At 58.1% G+C, this 15,973-nt stretch carries 13 protein-coding genes; 9 read left to right on the top strand and 4 right to left on the bottom strand.

What is annotated here, in order from left to right:
* Positions 1 to 14: 14 nt before the first annotated feature.
* The 4 genes from XI04_RS03670 (at position 15) to XI04_RS03690 (ending at position 4,080) form a co-directional block, all read left to right on the top strand.
* Positions 15 to 299, top strand: coding sequence for a Dabb family protein (locus tag XI04_RS03670; protein WP_271623470.1), 285 nt, complete (start codon positions 15 to 17; stop codon positions 297 to 299).
* Between the two features lie 544 nt (positions 300 to 843).
* Entirely contained in the window at positions 844 to 2,235 is a 1,392-nt protein-coding gene (pabB, locus tag XI04_RS03675; protein WP_271623471.1) for an aminodeoxychorismate synthase component I, read from the top strand.
* Positions 2,232 to 2,810, top strand: coding sequence for an anthranilate synthase component II (locus XI04_RS03680; RefSeq protein ID WP_271623472.1), 579 nt, complete (start codon positions 2,232 to 2,234; stop codon positions 2,808 to 2,810). The genes pabB and XI04_RS03680 overlap by 4 nt, the downstream gene beginning before the upstream one ends.
* Positions 2,811 to 3,840: 1,030 nt before the next feature.
* Positions 3,841 to 4,080 (top strand): hypothetical protein, encoded by a 240-nt coding sequence (locus XI04_RS03690; protein WP_271623473.1) that lies wholly within the window; start codon positions 3,841 to 3,843, stop codon positions 4,078 to 4,080.
* Positions 4,081 to 4,314: 234 nt separating this feature from the next.
* On the opposite strand, the gene XI04_RS03695 is transcribed toward XI04_RS03690, so the two are convergent.
* From XI04_RS03695 to XI04_RS03705, 3 genes are all read right to left on the bottom strand, one after another.
* A complete protein-coding gene (locus XI04_RS03695; RefSeq protein ID WP_271623497.1) occupies positions 4,315 to 4,575 on the bottom strand; it encodes a transposase in 261 nt (86 codons plus the stop codon).
* A 285-nt stretch (positions 4,576 to 4,860) separates the two neighbouring features.
* Positions 4,861 to 7,281: a CaiB/BaiF CoA transferase family protein gene (locus XI04_RS03700; RefSeq protein ID WP_271623474.1), complete on the bottom strand. Its 2,421-nt coding sequence runs from the start codon at positions 7,279 to 7,281 to the stop codon at positions 4,861 to 4,863.
* A gap of 299 nt (positions 7,282 to 7,580) precedes the next feature.
* Complete coding sequence (locus XI04_RS03705; RefSeq protein WP_271623475.1) at positions 7,581 to 8,867, bottom strand: aminotransferase class I/II-fold pyridoxal phosphate-dependent enzyme; 1,287 nt, start codon at positions 8,865 to 8,867, stop codon at positions 7,581 to 7,583.
* Between the two features lie 458 nt (positions 8,868 to 9,325).
* Here XI04_RS03705 and XI04_RS03710 point away from each other — a divergent pair, with 458 nt between their 5' ends.
* Entirely contained in the window at positions 9,326 to 10,561 is a 1,236-nt protein-coding gene (locus XI04_RS03710) for an acyl-CoA dehydrogenase family protein (protein WP_271623476.1), read from the top strand.
* A 144-nt stretch (positions 10,562 to 10,705) separates the two neighbouring features.
* Positions 10,706 to 11,764 (top strand): phosphotransferase family protein, encoded by a 1,059-nt coding sequence (locus XI04_RS03715; RefSeq protein WP_271623477.1) that lies wholly within the window; start codon positions 10,706 to 10,708, stop codon positions 11,762 to 11,764.
* A 142-nt stretch (positions 11,765 to 11,906) separates the two neighbouring features.
* On the opposite strand, the gene XI04_RS03720 is transcribed toward XI04_RS03715, so the two are convergent.
* The gene (locus XI04_RS03720; RefSeq protein ID WP_271623478.1) at positions 11,907 to 12,704 is read right to left on the bottom strand and encodes a formyltransferase family protein; all 798 of its coding nucleotides are present in this window, start codon (positions 12,702 to 12,704) and stop codon (positions 11,907 to 11,909) included.
* A 415-nt stretch (positions 12,705 to 13,119) separates the two neighbouring features.
* On the opposite strand from XI04_RS03720, the gene XI04_RS03725 reads away from it, so the two are divergent.
* The 3 genes from XI04_RS03725 to XI04_RS03735 are packed head-to-tail and all read left to right on the top strand — an operon-like array spanning position 13,120 to position 15,942.
* The gene (locus XI04_RS03725) at positions 13,120 to 14,214 is read left to right on the top strand and encodes an ABC transporter ATP-binding protein (RefSeq protein WP_271623479.1); all 1,095 of its coding nucleotides are present in this window, start codon (positions 13,120 to 13,122) and stop codon (positions 14,212 to 14,214) included.
* Positions 14,215 to 14,216: 2 nt separating this feature from the next.
* A complete protein-coding gene (locus XI04_RS03730) occupies positions 14,217 to 15,083 on the top strand; it encodes an ABC transporter permease (RefSeq protein WP_271623480.1) in 867 nt (288 codons plus the stop codon).
* 55 nt (positions 15,084 to 15,138) lie between these two features.
* Positions 15,139 to 15,942, top strand: a complete 804-nt coding sequence (locus XI04_RS03735; protein ID WP_271623498.1) for an ABC transporter permease — start codon at positions 15,139 to 15,141, stop codon at positions 15,940 to 15,942.
* Positions 15,943 to 15,973 lie beyond the last annotated feature (31 nt).

Consider the following 15,973-nt stretch of genomic DNA (forward strand, 5'->3'; position numbering starts at 1 on the left):
ATCGCCGACCATCCATGATTCGTCACATCGTGTTGTTCACCGCCAAGGACCAAGCTCAGATTGAGGGCATAATCGAAGGTCTATCGATCCTCACGAAAATCCCACATCCACGTCGGCTGGAGATTGCCCGCAATCGCAAGAGCGATGCACTCGGGAATGATATCGATGTCGTCGTTTATGGTGAATTCGACAGCGACGCCGAACTCGCAGCTTACAAGGGGCATCCTTTATACCAGGAATCAATCAGGCGTGTGCGCCCTCTTCGGGAGCTACGGTTCGCGGCGGACTATAGTGTCTAATCGATGCGGGCTCCTGAAAGACGGCTAGGCCAAAGCACACTGCGGGCGCCACACAATGCTGCTCAAACACTCCCTTCTTGGTCGTCGGGCGAAGGGGCAAGTTCGAAATTTAGCCAGTTCGTTGCTCTGACGAGGAGCCCCTGAGGAAGTTCTGCGACAAACAAGAAAAACCTCGAAATATATCCATGGCGAGCTCGTCTCGGCTGATTTTTCCGCTCCAAGCTCTTTAGGCTCACAAACAGCTGGCCTGTGCCGGGGCAAGGAGCAAGACCGAGCCCGTGAGTCGCAGGGCACAGACAATCCGCGATCGACGCCGATTGCACCGAGAAGGCTAAGGCAGCTTTACCGGGGAAAATTCGGCCCGGACTTCACTTTTCAAGGGCGCTCAGTGAACGCAATCGAGCTCGAAAAAACAGATTGATCGCACTTTCCTTCAGATGCCGGGCGCCTCTTAAGGCACCGCTTGCAGATAAAGCAACCAGCAAAAATCGCCTGGCCAGATGGAACAGAACACCTCTCACAGAGCAGAGCAACTGGTTCTCAAATGCATGTCCTCGAACTTCCATGGATCGAACCGGCCGTTGCTATGCGGCGTCTGGGAAATCAACCAAACCTGACCTTTTTGGATAGCGCCGCCAGGAGCGAGTTGGGACGCTACTCATATGTCACCTGTGATCCATTCAGTAGCTACATGGTCAACAATGGACAAGCGAGTTGCGACGGCGTCGCTCTTGGGGGCAATCCGTGGGAAGCTCTCCGCAGTCTACTCGCTAGATATCCCCAACAGAACCGAACAGATGTCCCTCCCTTTCAGGGAGGTGCAGCCGGCTATTTGGGCTACGACCTAAACAGGACACTCGAGCGATTGCCGGCACCTGCAATTGCCGGTCGCGCGTTGCCCGAGTGTGTCCTGCATTTCTATGACGTCGTCATCAGCTTCGACCATCGGGATCACAAGTGCTGGATCGTTTCTACTGGATGGCCGGCTCAGGAGCCTGCGCCTCGACTGGAGCGCGCGCGCAGGCGCGCCAATCAGTTCGCCGCCTTACTTGAGGTACCGACGCCAGCTCTAAAGGAACTCCCTAGCACATTAGGCGCATGGCAGTCCAACTTCAGCCTTGACGACTACATCGCGGCCATACAGCGCGTCATCGGCCTCATTTTAGCGGGAGACATCTTTCAAGCGAACATCGCGCAGCGCTTCACTGCGAGGATGCCGACCTCATTCGACCCGATTAGCTTTTACTGCCGGCTGCGTTCCCTCAATCCCGCGCCGTTTGCGGCCCTGTTGCGCTATGGCGAGCTCACCATTGCCTCAAGTTCACCGGAACGTTTCCTGAAGCTCGACGCACGAAACGTCGAAACACGCCCCATCAAGGGCACGATAGCGCGAAGCAATGATTCCGCGGAGGACCAGTACCGCGCGCAGCTCCTAGTCGCGTCCGAAAAGGACCGCGCCGAAAACTGCATGATTGTCGATCTTCTGCGCAACGATCTGTCGCGGGTTTGCACGCCGCACTCGGTTGAAGTTGCAGGGCTGTGCAACCTGGAATCCCATGTGTCGGTGCACCACCTCGTCTCGATCGTCACAGGTGAACTTTCAGAGAGCCAAGACGCCGTCACGCTGCTGCGAGCTTGCTTTCCAGGCGGCTCGATCACGGGTGCGCCAAAGGTGCGATCGATGGAGATCATCACGGAAATCGAGCGAGTGGCTCGACAGGTCTATTGCGGGGCAATCGGCTTCATTGGTTTTAACGGGCATATGGATACCAACATCGCGATTCGCACCGTAACTATTGATGGCAATCAAGCCATGTTTCATACGGGAGGCGGGATAACAGCGATGTCGGATCCGCAAGCCGAGTACGCCGAGACGCTCGCGAAGGCACAGCGAATCTTTGAAGCTTTTGGTGCTGAAGTACCTGGTCCGCCGTGATCCTCATTATCGATAACTACGACTCTTTTGTCTTCAACATCGGCCGGCATTTTCAGCGCCTGGGCGAGTCAACCGAGGTCGTCAGGAACGACGCGATCAGCGTCACCGACGTGATCAACCTTAATCCCCGCGCGATCGTTATCTCTCCCGGTCCCTGCACTCCAAGCGAGGCCGGAATATCTATGGATGTCATCCGCGAGCTTTCCGGACGCATCCCGATTCTCGGGATTTGCCTCGGACATCAATGTATTGGAAGCGTTTTCGGCGGACGAGTGACGCGTGCGCTACGCCCCATGCATGGGCGATCCTCTCGCATAATGCATGAGGGGGGCCCGTTATTCGACGGACTGCCCTCCCCACTTTCCGTCGGTCGCTATCATTCGCTTGTGATCAAGCTCGACTCGGCCTCCGCCCCGCACCTTATGGTGACAGCGCGGTCCGAGGAAGGCGAGATCATGGCTCTCGCACATCGCTATCAACCAACCTACGGCGTGCAGTTTCATCCCGAATCGATACTCACCGAATGGGGGTATCTGCTGCTCAACAATTTCTTGCGGCTCGCAGCCACTCGTTGACCCGCGAATGTAGGCCCGATCAATGAGCAGGTAGCTGAACATGCCCAAACATGCCGAAGCAGCCAAGCTTCAGCGCTTCGTCGTGAGAACCGAATGAAAAACGAACGAGAGGAGGCTCATCGGCGCTGTGGCCCCGGATGTCCTTCTCTGTGGCATGGAATACGGGATATGCTTGAGCGCCTCGCCCGCACTGAGCGCGGGGCCAGCGGTGGCAAGTTCGTAGAACTTACGTTGGATGGACCAACAGAATGCAGGCTTAACGTCGCCCCCGCTCGGCGAGCTTTCGATAGCGGTAGCAGTCGACCTGGAGGATCCCCATTAACCCAGCTGGATGGGCGATGGTCGGTCGCTCTTGGATCGGAGCATAGACATAGCCCCCGGCGGACCGCGCCGCTCGATGGCAGGTTGTCCGCGGCATAGGCCCAAAGCCGACTTGAGCTCTCTATGGACTGGTGTGACTTCTAACAATTGGGTCTGCTGCCTCACTAGATGTGAATCGCAGAGAAAAACTGACAAGTCGCGCGCCGGTGCGGCGCCATGTGCAGAGCCGATGCGTTTTGAAAGACAGCGGGCGCGAAGTGTCTGTAAGCGCCATTCCGAACACACGGGTCCGAGAGGGCAGCTAATCTCTATCGTTTTCGTTTGCGAAGTTCTGCCGGTCGGCGAATGGCCACCTTCTTTGGGTCGTACAGCGCCTAGTAATTCCGAAGCTCTAGGCATCGATCGTATCGACGCCCTAAAGCAGCGGCAAGGCCAAAACCCGTTAGGCATTCTCCTCGGCCTCCGTGTTGACTGCCAGAACTCGTAGGAGAGCTCGGTTCAGGTTTGACGTATCCTGCAGCCGAACTCTATGGCGGTCGGCTAGAGCCACCACTTAATGGACCGCAGGCAGTCGATCCGATGTTCGAGGACACCTATCCTTGAGGGCCGTCATGCAAGCTAGCGTCACAATCTCGATCACGACTTGGAAGCCGGTGATCACTATTAGCAACTCGACTGCAAACCTGAACCGCCGGGTCACGGATGAGACATGATGACTCAGCTCTTGAAGCCTCCGAGGCCTGGCTCGGTACCGCTGATTGTGGTTGGCAGGAACCGGCGCGGTAACTGGGTTGCCCGCGAACTAGAGGGCTCCTTTGGCGGCCTTTTTGTCAGCCGCGCGCAAGCTTTGAAATATGCTCTTGTCAAGAACGGCCACCATCCAGAGAGCATCATCGAGCTGACACGAGAGATCGAACTCGATATTCGGACCAACTCACGAACTACATGAGGAGCGTAGGCCGGCGAGCCCCATGGTGGGAATCCCATCGTTCATGTCATGATAGCCTTGGCCTCGTGATAGTCTGAGGAGCAGCGGCTGCTCAGCCGTACTCATTCACGTACGAACGTTGACCGCTTCGAGGTAAGCTCCCTACGAATCGGCTAGATCATTCCTGGCGGTTCTATCAAGCCTCGAGTTTGCGCTCGACACACAGTCAGTAAAAAGATGCAGGCAACTCGCACGCTAGCGAGCTTTGGTCCTCTCAGCGTCGTTGCGGGCGAGCGCTTCAAAGATCGCGTGCCAATGTCCACGCTTGCACGGCGATTGCAAAGGTTGTAGATCGTCGTGTGTCGGCAACGGTCGGGCGGGCCAATCGCGCCAGCGTGCGCCGCACTGAAGCACGTGAGCGATACCACTGATGATGCGTCGATCATCATCGCGCACTGGGCATGCCTGTTTCGTTGGCAGATGGGGCTCTATCTGAGCCCATTCCTCGTCATTCAGCCAGACATTCCTTTGCGCATCGAAGTCCGCACCGAAACACTTCGACGCGAGGGAAACAGAGAACGCTAATTAGGTAGAGACCCTAGCATTCAGGAACGTTTCAGGCGTAATACACTCCCAACCAGATGTTGCGCCATTAAAACTATCACATCCGCAACCACAAATCGGATTTAGGAGCTCGGAGCGCAATCCATTCACGATCTGACAACGACCACTCCACTTCAAGGCTAAATAAAGGGAACGGATAATCCCTAATTACGATTGTGACGGGGGGCTTCGTTGCGCTCATTCTCGTTCGGAGAGCATCGCCGTACCGATGATCCTTTCTCTCCGCAATTCAGCAATGTTCGCCTCGGAGAGACCGAGTAAGTCTGACAGGATCTCTCCGTTGTGCTGTCCCAGCGTCGGTGCCGGCGTACGGATTGCATAGGGACGGCCTGCACCTTCGCAAATCGGCATCGACGGCTGCGGTTGGAAGCCCACGAAAGCGCGTTGGATATTTTGGAAAAACGCGCGCGACCTAAGATGCTGATCCTTGAGCAGGTCAACTGGTAGCCGCGCCACGCCGGCAGCAATCTTGACGGATTGCAACTCAAACATCGCTTCGTCCGCATCGCGGGTGAGCGTCCAGGCTGCGATACTTGTCTCAATGACGTCCTCAACAGCCCGGCGACCTTCTGCAGATTTCAGCGACGCATCGGTGGCCCAGTCTGACCGCCCAATAAGAAGTGCGAGCCTCCGCCACATGTCGTCATTTGTCGCGGCTACCATGATCCAGTTGTCCACACCCGCACACCGAAAGCACCCGTGCGGCACAAACTGAGGATGTCGGTTGCCGTATCTTGTCGGCGGGAGACCGCCGATCGACTGAATCGTGATCCATGGCGCAGCGAACGGCATCATACATTCGATCTGCGCCAAATCGATGAACTGCCCCTCGCCATTCGTGCGGGCGTGAATCAACGCGACCAGAACCGCGGCGCAGCCGTTGAGCCCACCGACCGGGTCCCCGAAGGCGGTGTGGCTCATAGTGGGTGCCCCTCCGGGATTCCCGACTACACTCGGTAATCCCGATCCCTGCTCGAGAGTCGATCCGTAAGCCCGGCAATCGCGATGGACGCTGTTCGAACCAAAGGCTGACATCGACATCATCACCAGGCGCGGATTGAGCGCCTTAAGCACGTCATAACCAAGCCCGAACTTTCGTAGGACATCAACAGAAAAATTGTCAACGACAATATCAGCTCGCGCAACCAACTGTTTGGCGAGAGCGAGGCCTTGCGGGCGCCTTAGGTCGAGTGTGATACCGCGCTTGTTGCGATTCATGATACAGAAGCGCACCGCCTTTTCGTACATTTGACCGTCCACGTAAGCGGCCCGGCTGTCAACGCCGCGCCACCAGTCTGGATGTTGGATGGCCTCGATCTTAATAACATCTGCACCAAGATCGGCGAGCGTGCGCGTACACAATGGGCCCGCCCAGCCCATCGTGAAGTCAATTACACGAACCCCGGCCAACGGGTGCCTGTTGGGAGCGACGCAGCCAGGCGAACCCACTGCGAAGGAGGAATTTGTTCGGCTGGTTGCGAACTCCTGCTGCTCACCGGGAGCCGGAACCTTTCCGCCTCGACGGGGATTCGTCAAGGTCAGCCGCTGCACCGAACCAACAGTTATGCCCTCTTCTTCGCCGATCAACACAGGCACAATCGCGCCACGCGCGCTTTTCTCGGTGTCGAGTAGCAGATCCGATATTTCGGGTACCGGCACGATCGGAATCTTCCGTTGCAGTCCCTCTACGAACCACTCCTGCGCCGTCCGGGCTTTAAGCTTCGGCAGAAACTGTCTTTCGATCTGGTCTATGTATGGCAAGCGATCTGCGCTGAGCACCAGACCTGGGTCGTCACGTAACTCCGATAGACCGAGCATATCGCAGAACGAGCGCCATTGTGCGGGCGTTAACGTTGTAACTCCGAGCCATCCCTTTTTGGTCTCGTAGATGCCTGCCGGAAACATTGGCCAGAAGCGATTAATGCCGATCCGACGTGTCATTTCGCCCCGAGCATCGGCTTCGAACATATGATTCTCGCTGAGAGCGAGGTTCGCTTCGAAAATGCTGACCGACCACGACCGGCCTGCCCCTCCCTGCGTCCGCGCAACAATCGAAGATGCCACGGCGATGAAGGCCCAAAGGCCTGCAAAAATGCCCGCCTGGAAATCCGGAGCGTACAACGGCGGACCCTCAACCGGTCCGACCAGCTTGATGAGCCCGGCTAGAGCACGTACTGTCGAATCAGTTGCTGCGAATCCTGCGTAGGGTCCCCCGCTGCCGAACCAGCTCGCTTCGATGCAGATCAAGCTGGGGCGACGTTGCCGGATCGTCTCGACATCAATGGACCGGCAATCTGCGGGATCGACATCGCGGCCGTCGATCAGAATGTCACAGTTTTCGATTAATGCCATTAACTTCGTCATCGCGTGTTGGTCGTCCGGGTCGATGATCACGCTTGACTTGTTAAAGTTCAGGAACGCAAACCACGCGCTTTGGCCCCTCGGCGTCAGTGGCGCGCTGCGGCGAAGTGGGTCGCCTAGGGGCGGCTCGACTTTCTGAACATCGGCGCCAAAATCGGCAAGCAATCGTGCGCAATAACTTGTCGTAGCCGAGCTTCCGATCTCAACGACTCGCAGACCTGACAGTATTCCCATCATGACTCCAAAGTTCCAACCATGCTGCGGCCACAAATCATCGCCCGTTGCGCAATCGGACGTTATCGATGCGCGGAGGATGACGCGGTTACAAGCAGCGACGTGGGTGGTTTGCGTTTCGTGCGTCCGGGCGGGACGGGGACAAGCTCTGAGAGCGTTCACCTTCGGCGATGAATCGCCAATGACCGTGGCCTGGAAAGTAGTCACCTGCGTCGAAGTTCAAGAACGATCGGGGAGCTAGCGAGCCTTCATGTTGTGCATAGAGCGTGCACGAACTATTTCGCCCGAGCGTCACCGTTTTATCACGGAAAGGGCCGGTCCGTATGGGGGCCGACGGTCATGTCATCGATTCTTTCCAAGACGCAGTCGCATAACCGCTCTATATCGCGAGCCTCATGATCGGCCGTAATACACACTCGTATCCCCGCTCTTCCTTGCGCAACGGTTGGGAAGAACGTCACCGACGTATAGAGCCCGGCATCTAGAAGCTCTCTTGCGATTGCAATGGCCTTGGCTTCTGATCCGGTGGCGATCATTCTGATCGGAAGTGAATTGCCTTGCTCCGCAGTTACCATGAGACGATCAAAGAGTTTTATGCGTTGCGCCAAGCGCCTCTGCCGCTGACCGAGTTCTTCCGAACGGTGAATCTTGCACGAGCCAAGCGCCGCTCCAACTGCCGCTAGGTTGGGAGGCACCGAGAACGCGTAGGGGACGGAATACCGTCGGAACAAAGTCTCCTGATCGGAAGTCCCGAGCATCAACATGCCGCCTGATGCGCCGAACCCCTTGCCCAGTGAGGCGGCTATGATCGTCCGGTCACCGAGCCCGGAAGGAAACTGGGAGCGAGCAAATCCTTCACCGTGCCGTCCAAATAGCGATGTGCCATGTGCATCGTCGATGTAAAGAAAGAGCCCATAGCGTTCCTGAAGTTGACGCAGTTCGTTGATCGGCGAATGGCCTCCCATGGAGTACACTCCATCGCATACATAAGCCACCACCGGCTCTTGGCGGCACAGGCGTTCGAGAGCGTCGATGTCGTTGTGTGCAACCGTTTCGACCCGTGTTTCATCGGCAACCACGGGCTTGTGATAGGCGAGCGAGACGTGCGCAAAGCGATCGAATACTACGACTGGTTTCCGTCCGCCCGTTAGTTGGCCAGATGCAAGGAGGGGCATTGCGCCTAAATTGGCGAGCATGACGGTGGAATAGGTAAGCACGCGCGCGCAGAACATATCTGACAGAGTTGCTTCAAGTACCGCCAGGAGGTCGAAATTGAGCCGCGTTCGCGCGCAGGACCAGTGCAATGATCGGTGCGCCTTTATCGCCTCGATCGCACCATCGATGACTACGGGATGGTTATCGAGGCCCAAGTAGGAGCATCGCACGAAATCAAGTACCTGTGGTCGGCTGTCAAGCGGGCCGCAACCCAAAGCAAAAGCCCGTCCGATCGTTGAGCGTCCATGGATACCCATGAGACCAGCCGCGTGCGCCGCATCGAAATAACGCCTGCTCTCCTCGATCACGTAGGCGGTGTTACGAAAGTGTCCGGTCCGCCGACCACCACTAGAGAGCACATTTTGTTGCTGCATTGCATTCTCCATTCCATCTCCGAACCAGTCGCCTTCGATAAGCGCGGTGCAAGGTGAGGTCTAACAAAATCGGCCGAACTTAAGATGCAGCGCGAGGCATTGCGGACAGCTCCCCCGTCTGCTCCGGCTACCAAACACTACCGACGTCACTTGTGCAGCTACTAAGTCAGATGGGTTGGCTAGATCGAAGCGCCGCGCGATGTATAGGTGATCAGAAACGATCGCGCACTGGCCAGAGGTCGGTGTAGCAGATGTCTTCGCCACGGGCTCCAAGTGACGGGCTGTAGTGCCCTTACTCTGCTCCTTGAACGACAAAAGCGATTGGTATCTCAGCCTGGGTCAAGGGCATTCTTCAGTGTATGTTCGGCAACCTGCAACTCTCGGTGAGTATAGATTTGTCGGCTAGGAAATAATGGAGAACAACAACCGGGCCACATTCTTAAGTTCAGGAGGCTCTTATGGATTTCACTATCTCGCCCAAGCAGAAGGAATGGCTCGATCGCGTGCGGTCCTTCATGGCCAAGCACGTGCGCCCGGCGGTGCCGATCTACGATCAGCAGGACAAGAGCGGCGACCGCTGGAAGGTGATCCCCGTCCTCGAGGACCTCAAGAAGAAGGCGAAGGCCGAAGGCCTCTGGAACATGTTCATGCCGCCGAGCGAGCATGAGGACGACGAATTCCGCGGCGCGGGACTGACCAATCTCGAATACGCGCTTTTGTCGGAAGAGATGGGCCGCATCACCTGGGCCTCGGAAGTGTTCAATTGTTCCGCGCCCGACACCGGCAACATGGAAGTGTTCATCCGCTACGGCACCAAGGAGCAGAAGCGGAAATGGCTGCGTCCGCTGATGGACGGTGAGATCCGCTCCGCCTTCCTGATGACGGAACCGGCGGTCGCCTCGTCCGACGCCACCAACATCGAGACCCGCATCGAGCGCGACGGCGACCATTACGTCATCAACGGCCGCAAATGGTGGTCGTCCGGCGTCGGCGATCCCCGCTGCAAGATCGCGATCCTGATGGGCAAGTCCGACTTCAAGGCGGCCAAGCACCAGCAGCAGTCGCAGATCCTGGTTCCGCTCGACACGCCAGGCATCAAGGTCGAGAAGATGCTGCCGGTGTTCGGCTTCGACGACGCGCCGCACGGCCATGCCCAGGTGCTGCTCGAGAACGTGCGCGTGCCGAAGGAGAACATCCTGCTCGGCGAAGGCCGCGGCTTCGAGATCGCGCAGGGCCGTCTCGGTCCGGGCCGTATCCATCACTGCATGCGCACGATCGGCAAGGCCGAGGAGGCGCTGGAGAAGATGGTGAAGCGGCTCGCCTCGCGCACCGCGTTCGGCAAGAAGATCGTCGAGCACAGCGTGTGGGAGCAGCGCATCGGCGAGGCGCGTACCAACATCGAGATGACGCGTCTTCTGTGCCTCAAGGCGGCCGACATGATGGACAAGGTCGGCAACAAGACTGCGCAGGCCGAGATTGCCATGATCAAGGTGGCCGCGCCCAACATGGCGCTGATGATCATCGACGAGGCGATCCAGGCCTTTGGCGGTGCCGGCGTGTCGGACGAAGCGGGCCTCGCCAAGGATTACGCCCACATCCGCACGCTCCGTCTCGCCGACGGTCCGGACGAGGTGCACAACCGCGCCATTGCCAGGCTCGAACTTCGGAAGTATGCAAACTCTACCGGTCACTAAGAGGGAGGGCCAGGCGGCGCTCCCGACTTGAAGAGACAGGGCATGGTCCCATTCGGAATGACCGCTTGACGCAAGTGCGTCAGCGGTTACCGATTAGGATCATGCTCGACCTGAAATGGTCAGGACTGAAGAGGGAGCGTCATCGTGGCTGACGGCGTCAGGAAAGACGAAGAATTCTCGGGCACCAAGCCGGTCGAGGAGCGGCATCGTATCGACGAGATGCGGCTCGAAGCCTGGATGCGCGACAACGTCGAAGGCTATGAGGGCCCGCTGGTCGTCTTGCAATTCAAGGGCGGCCAATCCAACCCGACCTATCGCCTCGACACGCCCAAGCGTTCCTACGTGATGCGCCGCAAGCCGTTCGGCAAACTGCTGCCCTCGGCGCATGCGGTCGACCGCGAATATCGCGTCATCGCGGCCCTTGGAAAGCAGGGCTTTCCGGTCGCGCGCGCTTATGCGCTGTGCCAGGACGACGGCGTCATCGGCGCGGCCTTCTACATCATGTCGATGGAGGAGGGCCGCGTGTTCTGGGATCCGACGCTGCCGAGCCAGGACAACGATGCGCGCCGCAAGATCTTCACCAGCAAGATCGAGACGCTGGCCAAGCTCCACATGTTCGATCCTGTTACGATCGGGCTCGGCGACTTCGGCAAGCCCGGCAACTACTTTGCCCGCCAGATCGACCGCTGGACCAAGCAATACCGGGCTTCCGAGACCCAGCACATTCCGGAGTTCGAGAAGGTCGCCGAATGGCTGCCGAAGACGGTGCCGGAGCAGGCGCGCGTCTCGATCGTCCATGGCGACTATCGCCTCGACAACATGATTTTCCACGCGACGGAACCGCGCGTGCAGGCCGTGCTGGACTGGGAGCTGTCGACGCTCGGCGATCCCATGGCCGACTTTACCTATCTCTTGATGCAATGGATCATGCCGGGCCTCGAGGGTGCCGACCTCAAGGCGCTCCACATCCCGAGCCTGGAAGAGGCCGCGCAGATCTATTGCAACGTCACGCAGATGACGGTGCCTGATCTCAATTGGTATTTCGCCTACAATTTGTTCCGTCTCGCCGGCATCACCCAGGGCATCGCCGGCCGCGTCCGCGACGGCACCGCCGCCAACGCCAAGGCGCCGGAGTCAGCCAAGCGCACCATGCCGCTGTCAAAGGCCTCCTGGGAGTATGCGCAGAAGACCGGCGCGGTATAGAGAAGGCTGCCTAGCAAACTCACTGTCGCTTGTCCGCAAAGCGCAAGCTTTGCACAATTGAGGCGAGATCGTCCTATGTTGGCGAAGCGTCGTGGTAAGAGGGCGAGCCCGGAAGCACCAGAGCTTCTCGTCGCGTTCGAACCTAAGCCTCGGAATTGCTACCGGAATGGATGCCTAGCCATCCATTTGCCTGAACCCGTTCAACGAGCCACTTGGGTGGCGTGATGCGTGGAGGAAGAAACAGGGCACGGTAGAGCTGGTTGAGTTGTTCGGCGCTGCGAGGAATGTCCGCCGAATCCAAGAGCTCGGACATCATGCGCTTGGAATAGAAGCGCGGCTCGCGCTTACCGTCAGCTATCTGCGCGGCCTGAGATTGACGTGTAACGGATCCATCTAATAGGCGCAGCCACACCTCACAGAAAAGCGCGTATGCATAGTGTTGGGCTCTGGTTTCTAGAGAGAGAGCAGTCTCTAAGGGCAACACGGGGAACTGTAACTCACCGATAATATCGCCCCTATCAGCCAGCTCGGAAAGGTAATGAACGGTCACTCCGAAGCTCTTGTCGTTATTGAGTATGGCATGCGTCCGCGTAAAACTACCGCGATATTGGGGCAATGGAGCCGGATGGAGATTAATTCCTCCTTGTTCAAAGCGCGCAAGAGTATGAGCGGAGAATATCTTGGGCCAAATCACGCTAACAAGAAAGCTTCCTTGGCAGGAAATGTCGTCGATTGACTCGAAATACGGTATTCCATATCGGTCTGCGACTTCCCAAAGCTCTTCGGCGGTTTCGTCGCTCCACCACGTTTTCTCGTTTCGGTTTGCACCGAGAATTGCCGAGACTGCACCTTTTCCGCAGGTTTCGATGATAAACAAAATGCAGCGGGTTGCGAGTCCCCTGGTGCCAACAAATACGAGCCCCTTATCTATAATGGACATTCTGGACCTCATCTCCTGCTAAACAGCGATGATGGGCAATCCCCGTAATCAGCACGCCGGCCGACGTCGTAAGATGCATCACAAACTTCCTCCTCTTCTGGAAGCTTGCAAACCGTATGGTCAACTTAGTTCGCATCATCCGACGAGACCATAAACTACCATTTCTAGCAGCTTGATAAGCTTCGATGGCAGGGCAACGCTGCACCACACCCGTTCGCTAAACACATTGTCCCAGCGTGCGCGGTTGCGGTCCGTGCGGTTGCTGGCGAGCGTGAAATTCTATCATGAATGATACACCGAACGACAAAAAAGCAGACCTAGCCTGTCAGTCTATCACGGTTCCAAGTACTCTCCGGCATCACTCACCATCGTCAGCTAGATGTTGAACAGCGTGTACTCCCGGGACTCCAGCCAAGTGCCCATCAACAGCGGGACGATCGCGTTTCGCGGCATCACCAAGCGATTCGGCTCGGTCGTCGCCGTTGATGGGATCAACTTGGACGTTCGGGCTGGCGAGTTCCTCTCGCTTCTAGGCCCATCAGGTTCGGGCAAGACCACATTGTTGATGATGATGGCCGGATTCGAAACGCCAACGTCTGGGTCCATCGCCGTGGGCGGGCGAGACATCACGCACGTCGCGCCTAATCAGCGCGCAATCGGTATGGTGTTCCAGCGCTACGCCCTTTTTCCGCACATGACCGTCGCCCAGAACGTTGCCTTTCCACTCAGAATGCGCGGCGTGCTCAAAAAGGAGATTGGCCCCCGCGTCGAGCGCGCGCTCGCGCTCGTACGCTTGCAACACTATGATGCCCGGATGCCAGGCCAGCTCTCCGGCGGTCAGCAGCAGCGCGTCGCGGTGGCGCGTGCGCTGGTAGTTGAGCCACCGGTGTTGTTGATGGACGAACCTCTCGGCGCGCTCGACAAGAAGCTGCGCGAGGAAGTGCAGATCGAGATCAAGAAGCTGCATGAGAGGCTCGGGATCACGATCATCTACGTGACTCATGACCAGGAAGAGGCGCTGACGATGTCAGATCGCATTGCAGTGATGGACAAAGGTAAAATCCAGCAGGTCGGTAGCCCAACAGCGCTCTACCATGCCCCCAACAGCGGCTTCGTCGCCGACTTCATAGGCAAGATGAACTTTCTCAACGGTTACGTGCAGGCAATCGACGGAGCTCGACTGTATATCCTTGTCGCTGGCGTCATCGTCGGAATCCCGCGCTCGCAGCTCGCGCCCGGCACAGCGCTTGTTACGGGGCAGCCAATTCGGATCGCCGCGCGTCCCGAAAGCATCGCTGTCATGGAGACCTCTGCGGGCTCGATTTCCGGCGAAATCGAGACGTCCGTCTTCCTCGGCTCGCACCGCAAGCTGATTGTGCGAACCGATGACGGAACGCAGCTACAAATTCTGGTACCGTCTGACTCTCGCGCCTACAATGAGCCGAGGCGAGGCCGGATTCATTTTACAATCGATACGACAGCCGTCCGCCTGTTTCCGCGCGAGGTCTGAGCATGGAATTCTCGGCCAATACCTCGTCCGACAAATCGCACGCCGCGCAGCTTTCGCGTGGCCTGTCGCTCGGTTTCGCTTTGCCGCTTGTCTTGCTGCTCGGTTTCGCTTTCCTCCTGCCCATCGGCAAACTGCTTCTGGGCAGCGTCTTCGCGCCGAGGGCCACGGCCGAACACTATCTTAGGATCGCGCAGGAGCCGATCTTTCTACGCATTCTTCTGCGAACGGTCCGGACCGCGGCGGTCGTCACGATCTCTGCCGTCATGCTCGGCTATCCGGTCGCAATCGTGATGGCCCGTCTGCAGGGACTCGCCGCCATGCTGGTCGGGGCCTGCGTTCTGGTCCCGCTCTGGACGAGCGTGCTGGTGCGTTCTTATGCCTGGATCGTGCTGCTTCAACGCCACGGGATCGTCAATAGCACGCTCAAGAGTTGGGGGCTGATCGACCAGCCCCTCCGGCTGATCTACACTGAGGGCGCTGTCATCCTAGCGATGACACATGTGCTCCTACCCTACATGATCCTGCCGACCTTCTCTTCAATAAAGTCCATCCCGCCGGAGCTCGATCGCGCTGCGCGCAATCTCGGTGCCAGTTCTTGGAGGAGTTTTGTTTCCGTCACACTTCCCCTCAGCTTGCCCGGACTCTATGCGGGCGCGATCATGGTATTCATTCTTTCGCTCGGCCTCTACATCACTCCGGCCTTGGTGGGCGGTCCGCAAAACCTGACCATCGCCACACTGATTGGCCAGCAGACGACCGATATGCTGAACTGGCCCTTCGCCGGAGCTCTTACCGGCCTGCTGCTCGCGGTCACGCTCGCCCTCGTCGGGGCGTTCAAGCGATTCCTGCGTTTCGGAAAGGGCGCCTGATATGCCGCTCACAACCTCTACCTTCTTCACGTACGGTGGCTCCGCCCGCAGGAGGATGGAACGGATACGGTCCCTGCCGCTCGGACGGTGCCTTCTCAATCTTTTGGTTGCTCTCGTCTTGGCTTTCCTGCTGCTGCCCACTCTGCTCGTCGTGCCGATGTCACTCGGCGAAGCTTCCTACATCCAATTCCCGCCAAAAGGCCTGACGCTAAAATGGTACCAGATCTATTTCGGCGACAGGGACTGGATGAACGCAACATGGTTCAGCCTGCGCATCGCACTGGCCACGACAGCGGCGGCAACCATCGTCGGGATGCTGGCGTCAATTGCCATCGTGCGTGGCAAGCTGCCGGCGGCCCAGGCGATCCATGCGCTGACACTCGCCCCGCTCATCGTCCCGCATATCGCGCTCGCGGTCGCACTGTATCTCGTCTTCGCGCCCCTCGGCCTCACCGGCAATTTCGTCGGGTTTGCCATTGCCCATACGATGCTGTCGGTGCCCTATATCCTGCTGACCGCGACGGCGGCGCTCCAGCGCATCGATCCCACCCTAGAACTCGCGGCGCTCAACTGCGGCGCTTCGCGAGCCCAGAGCTTTGTCCATGTCGTAATGCCCAATATTGCTCCGGGCGTTGCTGCTGGCGCGGTCTTCGCCTTCGTCGCCTCCTTCGACGAAACGACCGTCGCCTTCTTCATCTCCGGCATCGAAGGAAAGACGCTCACGCGCAAGCTTTTCGAGGACATCGACTATAACCTGACACCGGTCATTGCAGCCGCATCGACTGTCATGGTCGTCCTGTCGCTCGTTTTGATGGGCGGCGTCGAGTTGCTGCGCGCACGTAGTACGACCTCGACGTAGAGTGCAACAAGCCCGATCAGACCTCCCACTG

The organism is Bradyrhizobium sp. CCBAU 11430, assembly GCF_028128855.1.
Taxonomy (GTDB): Bacteria; Pseudomonadota; Alphaproteobacteria; order Rhizobiales; family Xanthobacteraceae; genus Bradyrhizobium; species Bradyrhizobium ottawaense.